Origin of the sequence: Pseudomonas paraeruginosa PA7, assembly GCF_000017205.1 — a bacterium.
GTDB lineage: Bacteria > Pseudomonadota > Gammaproteobacteria > Pseudomonadales > Pseudomonadaceae > Pseudomonas > Pseudomonas paraeruginosa.
In genome coordinates this window covers 2,153,039-2,171,295 of record NC_009656.1, presented here as the reverse complement: position 1 = coordinate 2,171,295, position 18,257 = coordinate 2,153,039, and the positions used below count along the sequence as shown (strand labels likewise).

Genomic DNA, 18,257 nt, shown 5'->3' with positions numbered 1-18,257 from the left:
CTGTGCAATGTCCCTCGAGGCGCTGGCCTGCGACCACCACGATGGCGAGGAGATCCTGCCGCACTGCCATGCGCAGGCGCAGCTGATCCACGCCATCTCGGGGGTGATGCTGGTCGGCGCCGCCCGCAGGAACTGGGTGGTGCCGGCCGGCCACGCCCTGTGGGTGCCGCCGAACACCGAACACCAGATCCGCATGTCCGGCAGCGTGCGCATGCGCACGCTGTTCATGCCCGCCGCCACCTGGCCGCGGGACGGTGAACAGTGCCAGGTGATCGCGGTCTCGCCGTTGCTGCGGGAACTGCTGGTGGCGGCCAGCGAGATGCACCTGGGCGACTCCAGCGCGCAGCGCCGGCGCTGTATCCACGAGCTGCTGCTGGTGGAACTGGACGCCGCGCAGACCATCGGCATCCACCTGGTCATGCCGCGCGACCCGCGCCTGCTGCGGTTGTGCAGCCAGGTCATCGGCACGCCGGCGGAAGAAACCCGCATGGAAGACTGGGCGCGACAGTTGAACATGAGCAGCCGGACCCTCGCCCGGCTGTTCCAGCGGGAGCTGGGGATGAGCTTCGGCGACTGGCGCACCCGCGCACGCATGGTCCTGAGCCTGCAGCGCCTGAGCGCCGGCGCGTCGGTCCTCGAAGTAGCCCTGGAACACGGCTACCAGAGTCCGAGCGCCTTTTCCCAGACCTTCAAGCGCACCCTCGGCCACTCGCCCAGCCACTACCAGGCCCTGAGCGCCTGAACCGCGCCGGCCGTCCGCGGCCGGCACGCGCCAGGGAGGTTGTCGCTTTCGAGAGTGTCGTTGTCAGGATCGCGAGAGATGCGGGTAACGCGAATCCCTACCCTGCTCGAGTCTCCATCAGAATGACGACCCGCGATGCCCGTACCCACTTCCTACCCGCCACGCCCCCTGTTCGCGCTGGCCTGTGCCGCCCTGCTGCTGGCGGGCTGCTCGGCGGTGACCGAACACCCGGTCCCGTCCGTCCAGCTGCCCCGCGCAGGCGCCTGGCAGGCGCTCGCCGCCGACACCAGCGCGCAGCAACCGCCCGACCAGTGGTGGCGCCTGTATCAGGATCCGCAGCTCGACCAGCTGGTGGGCCGCGCCCTGCGGCATAACCACGATCTCGAGGGCGCACTGGCCCACGTCGATGAGCTGCTCGCCCTGCTCGGCCAGGCCAGGGCCCAGCGCTGGCCCGGCACCAGCACCTCCTGGCAGACCTTCTACGGGCGCACCAGCGATGACCAGACCGAGGCCAAATCCACCGGTGAGCGGGCCCCGTCGCAGTGGAACCACGTACCGGCGTTCGCCCTCGACTACCAGATCGACCTGTGGGGCCAGGTACGCCATTCGATCCTCGCCGCCCAGGCCGGCGCCGAGGCCGCCCAGGCCGCCCACGACCAGTTGCGGGTGAACGTCGCCGCCGGCACCGCCCGCGCCTATGCCAGCGCCTGCGCCTATGCGGCACGCGCGGCGATCCAGCAACGCTCGGTGGAAACCGTGGAGCGCAGCCTGGACCTGACCCAGCGCCAACGCCGCTCCGGCCTGGTCACCGACCTGGAGGTGGAGCGGGTGCGCAGCCTGCTGGAGGAAACCCGCGCGCTGCTGCCGCGCCTGCTGGCCGAACGCCAGGCGGCGCTGGAAGAGCTGGGCGTGCTGATCGGCAGCGACCCGCAGCAGTTGCCGGCCGCCGTCGGCGAATGCCGGCGCGTGCCGCGACTCGCCCGGGAACTGCCGGTCGGCGACGGCTGGGCGTTGCTGCAGCGGCGTCCGGACATCCGCCAGGCCGAGCGCGAGCTCGAAGCCGCCAGCCACGAGGTCGGCGTGCGCCAGGCCGACTTCTACCCGAGTGTCTCGTTCGGCGCCTCGATCGCCGCCTCCAGCGATCGCCTGCACGACCTCGGCGACCACGAGGCGATCACCTATGCCATCGGCCCGCTGATCAGCTGGCGCTTCCCCAACATGCTGAGCACCAGGGCGCGCCTGGAGGGCGCCCGGGCGCACGAACGGCGGCAACTGGCTCGTTTCCGCCAGCAGGCGCTGACCGCGCTCAAGGAAGTCCGCCAGAGCCTGGCTCGCTACAGCGGCGAGAGCAGCCGCCGCCAAGCGTTGCTCGGCGCCTTGGACAGCAGCCGCAAGGCGTACCGGCTGGCGCATCTCAACTACCAGGCCGGCGCCCTCGACTTCCTCGACGTGCTCGACAGCGAACGCGCGATGGTCCGCCTCGAGGCGGAAAAGGCCGAAGCCGACCGGCAACTGGTCGAGCGCCAGATCGATCTCTTTCATGCCCTGGGAGGGGGTTGGCAGGAACCGGCGGCGATGCCGGCCCGCTACGCCACCCGCTCCGCAACCGTCAGTGGAACACCCCGATGAACATAGCCGTCGACGAAAAACGCAACGCCCCCGCCGAAGAGCGGGCACACCCGGTCTCCCCCGTGGAACCCGCGGAAAGGAAAAAGCGCCAGCGCCGCCTGATGTGGCTCGGCGGAGCACTCCTGGCCGTCGCCGCGGTCGGCTATGGCCTGTACTGGCTGAGCGTCGGCCGCTACCTGGAAGAAACCGACGACGCCTACGTGCGCGCCGACTGGATCACCATCAGCGCGAAGGTTTCCGGCTACGTCGCCGAGGTCCTGGTGCAGGACAACCAGGCGGTCGCCGCCGGCGATCCGCTGGTGCGCATCCATGATCGCGACTACCAGGCGCGCCTGCTCCAGGCCAGGGCCCGGCAAGGCGAAAGCCGCGCCGCCGTCGCGGCACAGCAGGCCGCCCTGGTGACGCTGGACGCCCGGCTGAAGGAACAGCAGGCGCTGATCGACCAGGCCAGCGCCGACATCGAGAGCGCCAAGGCCGAACGTCACCGCGCGCAACTGGATTTCCAGCGCTACCGGGACCTGGTGGCGCAGCAGGCGGCCAGCAGCCAGCGCCTGGAAAGCGTCACCGCCGACTACGCGCGGGCACGCTCCGCGCTGAGCCGCGCCGAAGCCGCCGCGAGCCGCCAGCGCACGCGCATGGCGGTGCTCAAGGCCAGTCGCGAGCAGGCCGCGGCGCTGCTCGAACGGCAGAAGGCGCGCTCCGCCGAGGCCGATGCGAGCCTGGCGCTGGCCAGCAACGAACTGGAAGATACCCTGATCCGCGCGCCGATCGCCGGCGTGGTCGGCCAGCGCCGGGTGCGCCAGCGCCAGTACGTCACGCCCGGCCTGCCGCTGCTGGCCGTGGTGCCGGTGGAACAGTCCTACGTGGTGGCGAACTACAAGGAGACCCAGCTGCGCCGCATGCATCCCGGCCAGCCGGTGGAGATCCGCGTCGACAGCTTCCCCGATGCCGTCCTGCATGGCCGGGTCGACAGCTTCTCGCCCGGGTCGGGCGCGGTCTTCGCCCTGCTGCCGCCGGACAACGCCACCGGCAATTTCACCAAGATCGTGCAGCGCTTCCCGATCAAGGTCGTGCTCGACCCCGACGCCCGCCAGCAGGTGGCGATCCTGCCCGGCATGTCGGTGATCACCGAGGTCGACACCCGCCAGGAGAGCGAGGCCGCGCGGCATGGCCAATGAGCAGGAGAAGACTTCGCTGAAGGCCTGGGTGGCGGTCATCGGCGGCCTGTTCGGCTGCTTCATGGCCGGCATGAACGTCCATGTCACCAGCGCCGCGCTGCCGGAAATCGAGGGTTCCCTGGGCGCCACCTTCGAGGAGGGCTCCTGGATCTCCACCGCCTACCTGGTCGCGGAGATCGTCATGATCCCGCTCACCGCGTGGCTGGTGGAGGTCTTCTCGCTGCGCCGGGTGATGCTGGTGGGTTCCAGCGTATTCCTGGTCGCCTCGGTGGCCTGCTCCTTTTCGCCGAACCTCACCAGCATGATCATGATCCGGGTCGTCCAGGGCGCCGCCGGCGCCGTGCTGATTCCGCTCTCGTTCCAGTTGATCATCACCGAGCTACCGGCCTCGCGGGTGGCCATGGGGATGGCCCTGTTCAGCCTGTCCAACAGCGTCGCCCAGGCCGCCGGCCCCTCCATCGGCGGCTGGCTCACCGACGTCTACAGCTGGCGCTGGATCTTCTACCTGCAGCTGATCCCCGGCGTGCTCCTGCTCGCCGCGATCGCCTGGGCCATCTCGCCGCAAGCCATGCAGCTGCAACGCCTGCGCCAGGGCGACTGGCTCGGCATCGCGAGCATGATCGTCGGCCTGGGAGCGATCCAGATCGTTCTCGAGGAAGGCGGTCGCAAGGACTGGTTCGGCTCCGACTTCATCGTCTGGACCTTGGTCCTGGGCGTAGCCGCCTTGCTCCTGTTCATCTACACCCAACTGTTCGGCCGACGCTCCTTCATCAACCTGCGCCTGCTGGCCGGCTACAACTTCGGCGTCGCCAGCGCGGCGATGTTCATCTTCGGCGGCGCGACCTTCGGCCTGGTATTCCTGGTGCCGAACTACCTGTCGCAACTGCACGGCTACAACGCCCGCGAGATCGGCGTCAGCCTGATCGCCTACGGCCTCGTGCAACTGCTGCTGGCGCCGGTGATGCCGCGCCTGATGCGCTGGCTGCCAGCCAAGCTGATGGTCGCCACGGGCTTCGCCATCATGGCCGCCGGCTGCTACATCGGCGCCTACCTGGACGCCGACAGCGCCGCCAACGTGATCATCCCGTCCACCGTGGTCCGCGGCATCGGCCAGCCCTTCATCATGGTCGCGCTATCCGTGCTGGCGGTCTCCGGCCTGTCGAAGAGCGAGGCGGGCTCCGCCTCGGCACTGTTCTCGATGCTGCGCAACCTGGGCGGCGCGGTCGGCACCGCGGTGCTGACCCAGGTCGTCTCGCAGCGCGAACGCTTCCACTCGGTCCGCATCGGGGAACAGGTGAACGCCTTCTCCCCGGGCCTGCAGGAGCGCCTCCAGGCCGATCTCGGCCAGGGCAGCGACTTCGCCATCAACGAATGGCTGCCGGCCCAGGCCGAGACCCTCACCCGGCTGGGGACGCACATTCGCCACGAGTCGTTCCTGATGGCCTACGGCGACGCGTTCTACCTGTCGTTCATCGCACTGCTGGTCTGCGCGGCGGCGGCACTCGCCCTGCGCAGTGGGAAAAGCGCCGGATAGAAGGCGTATCCGCCAACCTGTTTTCAAGGAAAGACAAACAGAAGGAGTGATCTTCAGACAAGGAAGAAAAACAAATAAGAACGGCTTATTCCATAGAGTCCGGGGGGACTTCCATCCCTATACGACATCATTATTAAAAATGGTGTACGGACTCCCATTGCCTGGCGAAACATATATTTAATGTTTTGCCCGGCATTGTTCGTCCGCATATTCATGGTCTTGAAATTTTTTGAAAAACTTCTTGCCCATTCAACAAACACTCAACTAACTTCCCTCTCGCTCCGCTGCGTTCGAAAAGTGGAGCGCCCATCCAATCGACATATATCCGTGCAGCCGGAGGAGTTCGCTCGACCATTCGACGGGGAATAGCGAAAGGACCTCTCAGCCAACAAGAAGGGAAATCATCATGGAAAGTTTGAAGAACCTGTTGCAGCAAAAGAAAACCGAACTTGGTCTTCACCCGATCTTCTCAGAAATCGACTCCCTGGAAACCCTGCGAATTTTCATGGGAACGCATGTCTTCGCGGTCTGGGACTTCATGTCCCTGACCAAGCGCCTGCAGCAGGACCTGACCTGCACCAGCCTGCCCTGGCTGCCACCCAGAGACCCGCAGGCGGCGCGCCTGATCAACGAGATCGTGCTCGGCGAAGAGTCCGACGAGAATCTTCAGGATGGCCACTTCAGCCACTTCGAACTCTATCTGCAGGCCATGCGCGAAGTGGGTGCAAGCACGGAAAAGATCGAAGCGTTCATAAACTATCTGGAACAGGGAAACAGCGTCGAAGAAGCCTTGAACCTGTGCAAGGCCGGACGTGCGGCCAGTCGTTTCGTCAAACAGACCATCCATACCGCGCTGAATGCTCGGACGCATTGTGTCGCCGCTTCTTTCATGCATGGGCGTGAAAGTGTAATACCGCACATGTTCCAGAAGATTCTCGATGACTGGAATATCTCCAGCGAACAGGCGCCGACCTTCCGTTATTACTTGCAGCGGCATATCGAAGTCGATTCCGAAGATCACGGCCCGGCCGCCGAACAACTGCTCGAACGCCTGGTCAACGGCAACCAGCTGCACCAGCAGCAGGTCTACCAGTCCGCCATCGACGCGGTGGAAAGCCGGATCGCCCTCTGGGACGAATTGCGCGAAGCCATGCACGCCGAACTGACGGAGGCGCTGGCATGAACTTCCGCATCACCGACCTGGAAAACCTGCCCTGGGAAGTGGTGAGCAGCGAGCACGCCATCAGCCAGGCGATCTACCAGGACACCCTCGACCACCAGAAGCGTACCGGCATCCGTACCCGCCTGGTGCGCTTCCATCCGGGCGCCCGGACGCTCGACGTGTACACCCACGACTACCACGAGGAGGTGTACCTGATCGAAGGCGAGCAGACCGAGCACGGCCAGGCGCACCGTCCCGAAGCCACCTACGGCGAGGGCTGCCATTTCTACCGGGCGGCGAAGACCCTGCACGGGCCGTTCAGCTCGGAAAAAGGCTGTCTGCTGTTCGAAGTTCACTACTACTGATCGATCTATCGAAACGGATGACGATATGAACGCAGAAGACTATCAATCCTTCGCCGAATCCTGGGAGGGACGGGCCACGATCCGCACCCGCCCGCGGCGGATCGTCGAGAACGACGGCAAACTCATCTACCCGCTCAGCCGCCAGCCGCTGGTGCTGAGTGGCACCTTCCAGCGCGAATGCCCGCACCTGCAGGACTTCGCGCTGACCCAGAGCCTCTACAAGTTCATCAATGACGTGGTGATCTTCGAGACCGAGATCGTCGACAGGACCGCCCGCAGCATCGCCAAGGACCGCTTCCCGATCCGCTTCCCCTTCGCCTGCCGCTACGACGCCATGACCGTGGTGGTCGACGAGGACTACCACGCCCTGGTGGCCATGGACTACATGCAGCAGACAGTCGCCCTGACCGGCATCGAGCCGATCGCCCTGCCCCGCGAAATCGAGTTGAGCCGGGCCATCCCGGCGACGCTCGCGGCGGTGCCGGCGTCCCTGCACGGTGCCGTGGAGCTGATCTGCGTATCCATCGCCGAGAACACCCTGACCAACGACGTCGCGGCCTTCGCCAAGGACGACAGCATCAAGCCCTCGGTCAAGGGGCTGATGGCCGACCACCTGGCCGACGAAGGACGCCACTCGGGCTTCTGGGCGCGGCTGGCGCGCATCTACTGGAGCGCGGCCGGCGACAAGGAGCGCCAGGCGATCGCCGCGGCGATGCCGACTTTCCTCCGCGAGTACCTGACCAACGAGATCCAGAAGGATTTCGACTTCAGCCTGATCGACCACCTGGACGTCTCGCCCTCCGTGCGCTCCGCGCTGAAGGAGGAAGTTCTCGGCCTGGTCTATCCGATCAACCGCCAGCATCCCCTGCTCGGCAACATCCTGCGCTTTTTCCGCCACAGCGGAATGCTCGATAGCCCCTGCCTGCAGGACGCCCTTTCCGACTATCTGCCCTAGCGAGTGAGTGCAATGAAACGTCTGGAAATCCAACTACTGGGGCACAGTCGTGCCCTGCTGCGGCTAGCGGCCGAGCTGGAGGAGCACGGGCACTCGGTGACCCTCTCCGAGGTTGCGGCGGCAACGCCGGACCTGCTGATCGACGACGGCAGCCAGCCACCCGCCAGCGACTGCCCCGCCGCGCGCCTGTCGCTGCGCTGGCGTGCGACGACGCAAGGCCTGCAACTGCTCTGCCTGGCCAGCGCACCCGGCGCCGCCAGCCGCTGCGTGGCCCGCGGCGGCACGACCGCCTCGGCGACCGGCAACGGCGCCGAGGAAACGCGGGAAGCCGTGGACACCCTGCTCGACCTGGTGCTCCCGGTCATCGGCCAGTACTCCCGCGACAGCGAGAGCCTGCTCCGCGAGGCTCCTTCCGCGTCCACGCCGGAGGATCTGCGCGACCTGTCCGAACTGGAGCGCCACGCTTTCGGCCACCGCCTCAACGAAACCCGCTGCCAGGCCCTGCTGGAGCAGGCCGGCGGCTCGTTCGTCGAACGTCTCTCGCAAAGCCTGTTGCGCCACGCCGAGCGCAGCGCCCTGCGCCATCGCGGCGCGAGCGTCAGCTACGCCGCCCTGCACGCCTACAGCCTGGCCATCCAGGAGCGCCTGGACAGCCTGCTGGAAGGCGCGGACACGGACAGCCCGCCGATCATCGGAATCTCGCTGGAAAAGGGGCTTGCGCTGTACGCCGGCATACTCGCCGTGCTCGGCTGCGGCGCGGTCTATCTGCCGCTCGACCCGAGCCACCCGCGCGAACGCCGCAGCGCCATCCTGAAAAGCGCGGGCGCCCGCCTGCTGCTGCACGACGGTTCGCCGAACACCTGCATCGACGAGCTGCCGGGACTCGACATCAGCCGCCTGGAGTATCTCCATCACGGTGTCGATGGTCGCACCGGCACGGCGCTGGCGCCCTGCCAGCAGTTGCTGCGCCGGTCGCGGCCGGCGGAAGCGCCCTGCGTCGCGATCTATACCTCCGGCACCACCGGGCAACCCAAGGGCGTGCTCCTGGGCATCGGCAACCTCAGCCATTTCTGCGCCTGGTACGCCGCGCACGTCGAGGTCGACGAGGACGCGCGGGTCCTGCAGTTCTCCACGATCAGCTTCGATGCCTCGATGCTCGACCTGTTCCCGACCCTGATCCAGGGCGCCGAGCTGGTGGTTCCCGACGAAGACGACCGCCGCGATCCGCAAAGGCTCGCCAACCTGATCGGCGAACAGCACGTCAGCCATGCGTTCCTCCCGCCGGCATTGCTGAGCATCATGCCGCTGGACACGCTCAAGGGCATGCGCCACCTGGTCACCGGCGGCGACGTCTGCGAACCGCACGTGATCGACGAGCTTGCCGGATACTGCGCGCTGCACAACATCTACGGACCGACCGAAACCACGGTACTGGCGACCACCCGGCGCTTCCGCGCGGGCGACGACAACCGCAACCTCGGCGCGCCGATCGCCAACACGCGGATCCTGATCCTGGACGAACACGACGACCCGGTACTCGACGGCGAGACCGGCGAACTGTACATCGTCGGCCCCGGCGTCGGCCTCGGCTACCTCAACGCGCCGGAGTTGACCGCCGAACGCTATCGCACGCTGGAGCTGCCCGGTGGCGAGCGCTGCCTGGCCTACCGCAGTGGCGACCTGTGCCGCTGGCAGGACGATGGCATCCGGATCGTCGGCCGGCGCGACAACCAGATCAAGATCCGTGGCTTCCGCGTCGAGCCCGAGGAGATCGAGAGTACCCTGCGCCAGGCCCAGCTGTTCCGCCAGGTCGCGGTGGTCATCGACGAACGCAAGCGCATCCTCGCCTATCTCGCCCAACCGCTGGAGGCCGATGCCGACAGCGCCCGCGAGCGCCTGCGCGAGCACGCCCGCCAACGGCTGCCCGACTACATGCAGCCCGGCGCCTGCGTCGTGCTCCCGCGGTTGCCGGCAACCGCCAACGGCAAGATCGATCGCAACGCCCTGCGCAACCTGCCGCCACCGCAAGTCGAACAGGCCAGGCGGCTGGCTCCGCGCACGGAAGAAGAGCGGCGTCTGCTGGCGCTCTGGGGCGAGCTGCTGGAACTGGGCGAAAGCGAGATATCCATCGACGAGAGTTTCTTCAACCTCGGTGGCCATTCGATTCTGCTGTCACGCATGCTGCTCGGCCTGCGCCAGCGCTTCGGCAGGAGCGTGCCGATCAATCGCTTCGTCGAGTCGCCCACCATCCAGACCCTCGCCCACCTGCTGGCCGACGGCGACGGCGCCAGCGGCGTCGACCCGCAGGCGCTGCGCGACGCCGAGCGCCCGTTGCAACTGGACGTGCTGCCGCTGAACCGCATGGGCGATGTGCACAAGGTGGTACTGACCGGCGCCAACAGCTTCCTCGGCGTGCACCTGGTGGAAGCGCTGCTCGACTGGGGCGCCAGCGAGATCGCCTGCCTGGTCCGCGCGAAGGATGACGAGGCGGCCCGGCAGCGCTTCATCGCCGCGCTGGCGGACAACCGCCTGGAAGGTCTCGACCTGGAGCGGGTCAGGGTCTACGCCGCCGACATCACCCAGCCGCGCCTGGGCCTGTCGGAAGCGGTATACACGGATCTCGACCTGCGCTATGGCGCCATGATCCACAATGCCGCCAACGTCAACCATGTCCTCGACTACGCCGCGCTGGCAAGGGACAACGTCGAGCCGATCTTCGAGTGCCTGCGTTTCTGCGAAGGGCGCAGCAAGAAGATCCTCAATTTCGTATCCACCCTTTCGGCCTCGAGCAGCGTCGACGAGAACGGCCGCGTGCTCGAGCGTCCACCGGCGCACACCCCGCCGATCTATATCCGCAACGGCTACAACCTGACCAAGTGGGTGGCCGAGCGGATTCTCTGGAGCGCCAGCGAGCAGGGGGTGCAGGTCAACCTCTACCGTCCCGGCAACATCACTTTCAATACCCGCACCGGCGTCTGCCAGCCGCATCGCAACCGCCTGATGCTGATGCTCAAGGGTTCTCTGCAACTGCGCAAGGTTCCCGAGCTTTCACTCAACTTCGACCTGATGCCGGTGGATTTCCTCGCCCGCTTCATCGCCTTCCACGCCAGTCGCTGCCATCCGGCGCGGGCGGTATTCAACCTGCACAACCCGGAGCCACTGAGCTGGGAAGGCTACCTGGAGGCCTTCCGCGAGATCGGCCATCGCTTCGACATGGTCCCGGTGCCCCAGTGGCAGCAACTCCTCGGACAGATCGACCGGGACAACGCGCTGTTCGAAGTGCTCGGTTTCTACCTGGACGGTTTCGAGGAGGACATCGGCGATATCTCCCTCATCGAATACCGCAATGCCCTGTCGGGAATCCTCAACATGGGCGAGCGCTACCCGGCGAAAAGCAGTTCGCTGTTGCGCAAGGGCTGCGAATACCTGCGCGAGATCGACTTCATCTGAACCCAACCCCTGAACCAACCACAAGGAAGACAGCATGAAAACCTTCGAACCCGATACCCTGATCCGCAATCCGGTAGGCCATCCGGTCGTCGCTGCGGTCGACATCCCCGCGGCCGCCGCGGAAGTCTGGAACATCGTCGGCAACTTCGCCGGCTTCCCGGTCTTCATCCCTGCGCTGTCGCACATCGAGATGATCGGCAACGGCGTGCGCTCCGTGCGCAAGAAGCTGTTCAAGGACGGCAACGTGGTCATCGAACAGCTCAACTCGCGCGACGACCAGGCCATGTACATGACCTGGTCGCTGCTCTATACCAGCCTGAACATCGGCAACCTGTGGGCTTCGATGACGGTGGAAAGCACCGCTCCGAAACGCTCCACGGCCACCTGGACGATCATCGGCGAACCCTTCCAGGGCGACGACCTGGAAGGGTTCCAGGCATTCCTGCAGGGCTTCGCCGACGGCGCCATGCAGAACGTCAAGGCGCTGTTCCCGGCCGCCTGAACCGGACCCGCCGCCGCCCACCGCGGCGGCGGGCCCCTACAGGGCACGCAGGTAAGCCACCAGGTCAGACTTCTCCTGGGCGTTCAGCTTGCGTGCCAGCACCAGGTTGAAGAATTCCACCGTGTCCTCCAGGGTCAGCAGGCGGTCGTCGTGCAGGTAGGGTGGCGAGTCCTTGATCCCGCGCAAGGGGAAGGTCTTGATCGGTCCATCGGCGGCAGCCATCACCCCGTTGACCAGCTTCGGATCGTAGAAGCGCTCCAGCTTCAGGTTGTGCATCAGATTGTCGGTGAAATATGGCGGCGCATGGCAACCGGCGCAGGCCGCCTTGCCGTAGAACAGCTTCTCGCCACGCAGCTCCTGCTCGCTGGCCTTGCGTGGGTCGAGGCGGCCCTCCACGTCCAGCTTCGGCGCCGGCGGGAAGTCCAGCAGCGCCTGGAATTCGCCCATGAAATGGACCTGGCTGCCGCGCTCCAGGACATTCACGCCCTTCTTGGTGGCGATCACCGGATCGCCGTCGAAATAGGCCGCCCGCTGTTCGAACTCGGTGAAGTCCTCGACGGTCTTCAGCGCCCGCTGCGAGCCGAACAGGCGCTGGATGTTGACCCCGCGCAATGTCGGCGTATCGATGCGATGGCGGAACGGCTGCGGACGCGCGTCGCCGGCCAGGTGGGTGGCGGCGTTGGTGTGGCCGTTGGCGTGGCAGTCGAAGCAGGCCACGCCGCGGCTCGGGTGTTCGCTGCGGCGATCGTCGGTGAGGTTGAACTGCTGCTGCGGGAAGGCCGTGAGCAGCAGGCGCAGGCCTTCCAGCTGCTTGGGATTGAGAATCCCGTTGAACAGTTCGAAGTAGTTGTCGATGGTCACCAGCCTGCCCCTGGATACATCGCCCAGGTCCGGCCGCGTGGTGAGGAACATCGGTGCCGGGAATTCGGGCAGGAAATGGTCCGGCAGGTCGAAGTCCAGGTCGAAGCGGGTCAGGTCGCGGTTTTCCTGGCGCTTGACCTCGTCGATGAGGAATTTCGGAAAGACCATCCCGCCTTCGGCGTGGTTGGGATGCGGCAGCGGCAGGAAGCCGCCGGGGAACAGGCCCTGCTTGCGGATTTCCTCCGGGCTCAGGCGGGCCAGCTCGTCCCAGTCGGTGCCGGCCGGCAGTTTCACCCGCACGCCCTCCTGCAGCGGCTTGCCACGGGTCATGCTGGCCTCCTTGGCCGGCCGGTCGCTGAGGTCGTAGCGCTGTTCGAGCAGGGTCTTGTGGGTCTGCTCGATCGACGGCTTGTTCGCCGTCATGCGCTTCATGATGGCGGCGAAATCCTCGTTTATCACCACCGGCATGTAGCTGGAGGTCTTGCTTGGCTGCTCCTCCGCGGCGGCGGAGACTGGCAACCCCAGGACGAGCGGCATGGCCCACAGGGCATGGCGCTTCCAGGCAGGCATATTCATCAGGCGTCCTCTCTCTCATGAGGAAACGCCGAGCCTCGTCTTCCCGACCCCACACCCCGGCAGCCCGCCGCGGCGAGCCGATCGACCTGCGGCGCATCCTGCGCCACGCGGGTTCCCGGCTGTTTCCAGTCAGTCCTGAAGGGAACTCAGGGTTTATCCATCGCCTTCAGGCCTAGCCGAGCGCAGCCGCGCCAGCAAATAGGCTCAGTCTATGAAAACCATTGGCAAATGCCTATGCATCGCTTCGCCAGCATGGACGACGCCAGGCGCGCCGCCGGCTACGGGGAAAGAAGGGGATACCGGTCGGTTTGCGCATAGAACGCGGGGTTACCAGCAGCGCTTCGATTAGCGCGAATGAGTCCGGCCTCAATGAGCGAGGAAGGCGGCCACCTGCTCGGCCTCGAATGGCCAATTCAGCTCGGCGCCGTTGTCGCACCGGCGCAGCACGGGGATCCGCAAGCCGTACTGCGCGACCCAGGTCTCGCTGTCGGCGATGTCCACCAGCTCGACCAGCAGGCCGTGCTCGACGAAGGGCATCAGCACCCCCTCCGCGACTTCACAGAGATGGCAACCGAGGGTTCCGAAGAGCTGGCATTCAGGGAGCATTGAACGAACCTGCAGGTATTCGCCGCGAATGGTAGCACCGGCGCTCAGGCGCCGGCGACCTGCAGCAGGCTTTCGGCCGCCTGTCGCGCTTCCTGCGCCTGTTCGCCGGGGCCGTGGATATGCGCCATCACCAGCGCGCCTTCCATCAGATATTGCAGTTGCCGCGCCAGCGGCGCCGGCTGTGCCACGCCCAGGCGCTCCAGCTGGCGCAGGAAATAGGCCTCGGTGAAGGCCTTCTGTTCGGCCGCCTGGCGGTGAATCGGGTGCGAGCGTTCGTGGAATTCGGCAGCGGCATGGATGAAGGCGCAGCCCCGAAAGGCTTCGTCCTGGAGGAACGCCTGCAGGCCGTCGAAGACCGCCAGGATCGCCGCGCGCGGCTCGAGCAGCCCCTCGGCCTCGAGCATACGTTCGGCCGTGCGCTGCCGGCGGACTTCCAGAGCGGCCATGATCAGTTCGTCCTTCGACCGGAAGTGCTTGTACAGGGTCATCTTCGCCACCCCGGACTCGGCCAGGATGCGGTCGATACCGGTGGCGTGGTAGCCCTCGCGATAGAACAGGTCGACGGCGGTGCTGAGCAGTTGCTCGCGTTTGCGGGATGTCATGGAAAGCCTCCTGAGCGGTCCATTATGCGCGAGCCTGCCGCCCCCTTGAACCGCTCTGCATCGCTCTCGCCTCGAATACCGGCAGGAAAAGGCGAAAAGGTGGCTTGAAATATACAGACCTGTCTGTCTAATATCCAGCAGACACCACCCACACACTGGAACCCTCCGATGAAACTTTATGACCTGGATCTCTCCGGCAACGCCTACAAGGTCCGCCTTTTTCTCGCCCTGATCGGTCGCGAGGTGAGCCTGCTCACGGTCGACATCGCCAACCGCGAACATAAGACCACGGCCTTCCTGCGCATGAATCCCCGTGGCCAGATCCCGGTGCTGGAGGATGGCGACCTGCAACTGGGCGACTCCCAGGCCATCCTGGTCTATCTGGCACGCCGCTACGCCAGCCCCGAGTGGTATCCGCTCGACCCCGCCAGCCAGGGCCGCATCGCCCACTGGCTCAGCTATGCGGCCAACGAGGTGCAGAACGGTCCGGCCAGCGCGCGCCTGATCGCCCGCTTCAACCTGCCCCTGGATGGGGAGCTGGCCCGGCGCCGGGGGCTGGAGGTGCTGCAACTGGTGGATCGCCACCTCTCCGGGCATCGCTGGCTGGCCCAGGGCGAGCTGCCGAGCATCGCCGACGTAGCGCTCTATCCCTACCTGGCGCTGGCCCCCGAAGGCGGCCTGGCGCTGGACGACTACCCGGCGCTGAACGCCTGGCTCGCGCGCATTCGCGCCCTGCCCGGCTACATTCCGATGCCCGGCCTGTAGACGACAGGAGGCCGCATGAACGAGGAGCGAGGCCCCTTTCATCCCGGCGAACTGGCGATCCAGCAACGCGCCGGGGTCCGCGAGCAGGTCGCCGGCTTCGGCAGCCGGGCGATTCGCGCCTTCATGCCGGAGCAGCACCGGGAATTCTTCGCCCAACTGCCGATATTGCTGGTCGGCAGTCTCGACTCCACGGGCCAGCCCAGCGCCTCGCTGCTCTGGGGCGATCCCGGCTTCGTCCATTCGCCGCAACCGACGCGCCTGCGCATCGACGGCCTGCCGGAAGCGGACGACCCGTTGGCGCCCCATCTCGAAGCCGGCGCTCGGCTCGGCATCCTCGGCCTGGAGCTGCCGACCCGTCGCCGCAACCGCATGAACGGCCGGGTCCTGGCGCGTGACGCAGAGGGCTTCACGGTTGGCGTCGAACAGTCCTTCGGCAACTGCCCGAAGTACATCCAGGCTCGTAGCTACCAGCCCGGCCCGAGAGCCCCGGGCCCCATGCTGGAAGGTAAAGGTCCCGACCCAGGCTGGCTGGCCCTGGTCGCGCGCAGCGACACGCTGTTCATCGCCAGCCAGCACGCCGACCCGCTGCGAGGCGGCGTCGACGTCTCCCATCGCGGCGGACCGCCGGGCTTTCTCCGGCTCGGCGCGGATGGCCGCCTGTGGTTGCCCGACTACGCCGGCAACCGCCTGTTCAATACCCTCGGCAACCTGCTCCAGGAGCCTCGCTGCGGCCTGCTGTTCATCGACTTCGACAACGGCGACCTGCTGCACCTGCACGCCGAGGCCGAGCTGTTCTGGCCGGGTTCGCAACCATCAATCCCCTGGCCCGCTGGCGCCGAGCGCCTGCTGGCGCTGCGCCCCGTGGCCTGGCGCTGGCGGCGCGGTCGCCTGCCGCTGGCGTTCGGCGCGCCCCAGCCATCCCCTTTTCTTCCTTCCGGTGAATATTGATGCCTTTCCTGTATCGCCTTGCCTCGTTGTTGATCGCTCTTCTCGTCCTGCCGGTGCAGGCGGCGGAAATGCGCGTCGCCCTGCTGCGCACCTCGGGAGTGGAGACCCTCGATGCGCTCACCGTCGACGGCGGCTCCTGGGTGCGCCGGGTACCGCTCAGCCATACGGCGGTTCTGATCGAGCACCACGCCGCCACCCTGCTCTTCGATACCGGCCTGGGGCGCGACATCGACGCCCAGTTCCGCACCGACATGCCCTGGTGGGCGGCGCCACTGTTCGCTTACCAGAAAGTCGTCCCGGCGCGCGACCAGTTGGACGCCGCCGGTATCCGCGTCGATCGCATCCTGCTGTCCCACGCGCACTGGGACCATGCCTCGGGCCTGGTCGACTTCCCCGAGGTACCGGTCTGGGCACCCTACGAGGAGATCGCCTTCAGCCGCATCGCCACCCCGCCGGCCGCCTTCCCCAGCCAGTTCCGCCATGGCGTGCGCTGGCGGCCTTACAGCTTCGATCCGACGCCGTTCATGGGCTTCGACAAAAGCCTCGACCTGTTTGGCGACGGCCGCCTGGTGCTGGTCCCCCTGCCCGGCCATACGCCCGGCTCGGTCGGTCTGTTCGTCACCCTCGACAGCGGGCGCCGGCTGTTCTTCAGCGGCGACACCAGTTGGCGACTCGAAGGCGTCGAAGGCCCGCGGCAGAAATTCTTCGCCGGGCGCGCCCTGGTCGATCGCGACCCCGAGCGCACTCTCGCGCAGTTGGCGAAGATCCGCCTGCTGCTGCGCAGCGACCCGCGGCTGAGCGTGATTCCGGCGCACGACGCGCGGATCCAGGCCGCCCTGGGCTATTTCCCGACCTGGCTGGAGTAGCCGCAAAGCCCGTCCTAGACAGGGTTCGTGCCAATTCTCGGCTACCCTCGACTAATGTCTAACAGTGGCGGTCTTCCCGTAGTGCTTAAGTAACCGGGCTGTCACAGGCCGACACGGTGTCACGCCGCCGTCATCGGCCTGCCCCAAGCGCTCGAGGAGACAATAACAATGAGCATGACCCCGATCGCCCGTGCCGTGGCTTTTGCCGCGCTGGGTTCCAGCATTACCGTCCCATCCCTGGCCCATGCCGAGTTCATCAAGGACAGCAAGGCCAGCATCGAACTCCGCAACTTCTACTTCAACCGGGACTTCCGCCAGGAAGGCGCCAGCCAGTCCAAGGCCGAGGAGTGGGCCCAGGGCTTCCTCCTGCGTTACGAGTCCGGCTACACCGAGGGCACCATCGGTTTCGGCGTCGACGCCATCGGCCTGCTGGGAGTGAAACTCGACTCCAGCCCTGACCGCAGCGGCACCGGCCTGCTCAAGCGCGACCGCGAGAGCGGCCGCGCCCAGGACGACTACGGCGAAGCCGGGATCACCGCCAAGCTGCGGGCGTCGAAGAGCACCCTGAAGATCGGCACCCTGACCCCCAAGCTGCCGGTGATCATGCCCAACGACAGCCGCCTGTTGCCGCAGACCTTCCAGGGCGGCGCGCTGAACTCCATGGAGATCGACGGCCTGACCCTCGATGCCGGGCGCCTGAAGAAGGTCAACCAGCGCGACTCCTCGGACAACGAGGACATGACCATCACCGGCGGCGGCAAGCGCAACATCGTGGTCCGTTCCGGGCTGACCTCGGACAAGTTCGACTTCGCCGGCGGCAGCTACAAGTGGACCGACAACCTCAGCACCAGCTACCACTTCGGCAAGCTCGACAACTTCTACAAGCAGCACTACCTGGGCCTGGTGCACACCCTGCCAATCGCCGACAAGCAGTCGCTGAAGTCCGATATCCGCTGGGCGCGCTCCACCGACGACGGCTCCAGCAACGTCGACAACAAGGCGCTCAACGCCATGTTCACCTACAGCCTGGGCTACCACGCCTTCGGCGTCGGCTACCAGAAGATGAGCGGCGACACCGGCTTCGCCTACATCAACGGCGCCGACCCCTACCTGGTGAACTTCATCCAGATCGGCGACTTCGCCAACAAGGACGAGAAATCCTGGCAGGCACGCTACGACTACAACTTCGCCGGCATCGGGATTCCCGGCCTGACCTTCATGACCCGCTACGTCAAGGGCGACAACATCGACCTGCTGACCACCTCGGGCGAAGGCAAGGAATGGGAGCGCGACATGGACATCGCCTACGTGTTCCAGAGCGGCCCGTTGAAGAACCTCGGGGTGAAGTGGCGTAACGCGACGATGCGCACCAACTACACCAACGACTACGACGAGAACCGCCTGATCGTCAGCTACACGCTGCCGCTCTGGTAACGGCGGGCCCGGCGGTTGACCGCGCCGCGGTCATCCGCCCTGCACCATAACGAAGAGGGCACCCCCGGGTGGCCTTTTTTCA

General features: G+C 66.3%; 16 protein-coding genes. 13 read left to right on the top strand and 3 right to left on the bottom strand.

Translation table 11 applies throughout. The features are described from left to right. The first annotated feature begins 7 nt into the window (after positions 1 to 7). From PSPA7_RS10120 to PSPA7_RS10080, 9 genes are all read left to right on the top strand, one after another. On the top strand, positions 8 to 742 hold the full coding sequence (locus tag PSPA7_RS10120; protein ID WP_003157119.1) for an AraC family transcriptional regulator: 735 nt from the start codon (positions 8 to 10) through the stop codon (positions 740 to 742). A 135-nt stretch (positions 743 to 877) separates the two neighbouring features. Beyond that, the gene (locus PSPA7_RS10115; protein WP_012075128.1) at positions 878 to 2,371 is read left to right on the top strand and encodes an efflux transporter outer membrane subunit; all 1,494 of its coding nucleotides are present in this window, start codon (positions 878 to 880) and stop codon (positions 2,369 to 2,371) included. Beyond that, positions 2,368 to 3,549 carry an HlyD family secretion protein gene (locus PSPA7_RS10110; protein WP_012075127.1) on the top strand — a complete coding sequence of 394 codons (1,182 nt, stop codon included), beginning with the start codon at positions 2,368 to 2,370 and terminating at the stop codon, positions 3,547 to 3,549. The genes PSPA7_RS10115 and PSPA7_RS10110 overlap by 4 nt, the downstream gene beginning before the upstream one ends. Beyond that, positions 3,539 to 5,083: an MDR family MFS transporter gene (locus PSPA7_RS10105; RefSeq protein WP_003155310.1), complete on the top strand. Its 1,545-nt coding sequence runs from the start codon at positions 3,539 to 3,541 to the stop codon at positions 5,081 to 5,083. Before PSPA7_RS10110 ends, PSPA7_RS10105 begins: the two co-directional genes overlap by 11 nt. Positions 5,084 to 5,489: 406 nt before the next feature. After that, on the top strand, positions 5,490 to 6,266 hold the full coding sequence (locus tag PSPA7_RS10100; RefSeq protein ID WP_012075126.1) for a DUF3050 domain-containing protein: 777 nt from the start codon (positions 5,490 to 5,492) through the stop codon (positions 6,264 to 6,266). Continuing rightward, positions 6,263 to 6,610, top strand: a complete 348-nt coding sequence (locus tag PSPA7_RS10095) for a cupin domain-containing protein (protein ID WP_003155311.1) — start codon at positions 6,263 to 6,265, stop codon at positions 6,608 to 6,610. The genes PSPA7_RS10100 and PSPA7_RS10095 overlap by 4 nt, the downstream gene beginning before the upstream one ends. A 25-nt stretch (positions 6,611 to 6,635) precedes the next feature. Further along, complete coding sequence (locus PSPA7_RS10090; RefSeq protein ID WP_012075125.1) at positions 6,636 to 7,565, top strand: diiron oxygenase; 930 nt, start codon at positions 6,636 to 6,638, stop codon at positions 7,563 to 7,565. Positions 7,566 to 7,577: 12 nt separating this feature from the next. Next, positions 7,578 to 11,015 (top strand): amino acid adenylation domain-containing protein, encoded by a 3,438-nt coding sequence (locus PSPA7_RS10085; protein WP_012075124.1) that lies wholly within the window; start codon positions 7,578 to 7,580, stop codon positions 11,013 to 11,015. A 34-nt stretch (positions 11,016 to 11,049) separates the two neighbouring features. Further along, positions 11,050 to 11,517, top strand: a complete 468-nt coding sequence (locus PSPA7_RS10080) for an SRPBCC family protein (protein WP_012075123.1) — start codon at positions 11,050 to 11,052, stop codon at positions 11,515 to 11,517. A 36-nt stretch (positions 11,518 to 11,553) separates the two neighbouring features. Here the strand turns inward: PSPA7_RS10080 and PSPA7_RS10075 are convergent, their stop codons facing one another. From PSPA7_RS10075 to PSPA7_RS10065, 3 genes are all read right to left on the bottom strand, one after another. Then, complete coding sequence (locus tag PSPA7_RS10075) at positions 11,554 to 12,954, bottom strand: cytochrome b6 (protein WP_049792032.1); 1,401 nt, start codon at positions 12,952 to 12,954, stop codon at positions 11,554 to 11,556. A 366-nt stretch (positions 12,955 to 13,320) separates the two neighbouring features. Further along, on the bottom strand, positions 13,321 to 13,560 hold the full coding sequence (locus PSPA7_RS10070; RefSeq protein WP_003154221.1) for a glutaredoxin family protein: 240 nt from the start codon (positions 13,558 to 13,560) through the stop codon (positions 13,321 to 13,323). A 44-nt stretch (positions 13,561 to 13,604) separates the two neighbouring features. Continuing rightward, positions 13,605 to 14,162 (bottom strand): TetR/AcrR family transcriptional regulator, encoded by a 558-nt coding sequence (locus PSPA7_RS10065; RefSeq protein ID WP_012075120.1) that lies wholly within the window; start codon positions 14,160 to 14,162, stop codon positions 13,605 to 13,607. A gap of 168 nt (positions 14,163 to 14,330) precedes the next feature. Between PSPA7_RS10065 and PSPA7_RS10060 the strand changes: the two genes are divergently transcribed. From PSPA7_RS10060 to opdQ, 4 genes are all read left to right on the top strand, one after another. Continuing rightward, positions 14,331 to 14,927 (top strand): glutathione S-transferase family protein, encoded by a 597-nt coding sequence (locus tag PSPA7_RS10060; RefSeq protein ID WP_012075119.1) that lies wholly within the window; start codon positions 14,331 to 14,333, stop codon positions 14,925 to 14,927. A gap of 15 nt (positions 14,928 to 14,942) precedes the next feature. Next, positions 14,943 to 15,875, top strand: a complete 933-nt coding sequence (locus PSPA7_RS10055) for a pyridoxamine 5'-phosphate oxidase family protein (RefSeq protein WP_012075118.1) — start codon at positions 14,943 to 14,945, stop codon at positions 15,873 to 15,875. Next, positions 15,875 to 16,741, top strand: coding sequence for an MBL fold metallo-hydrolase (locus PSPA7_RS10050; protein WP_012075117.1), 867 nt, complete (start codon positions 15,875 to 15,877; stop codon positions 16,739 to 16,741). Before PSPA7_RS10055 ends, PSPA7_RS10050 begins: the two co-directional genes overlap by 1 nt. A gap of 168 nt (positions 16,742 to 16,909) precedes the next feature. Continuing rightward, complete coding sequence (gene opdQ / locus PSPA7_RS10045) at positions 16,910 to 18,175, top strand: porin OpdQ (RefSeq protein WP_012075116.1); 1,266 nt, start codon at positions 16,910 to 16,912, stop codon at positions 18,173 to 18,175. The last annotated feature ends 82 nt before the right edge of the window (positions 18,176 to 18,257 follow it).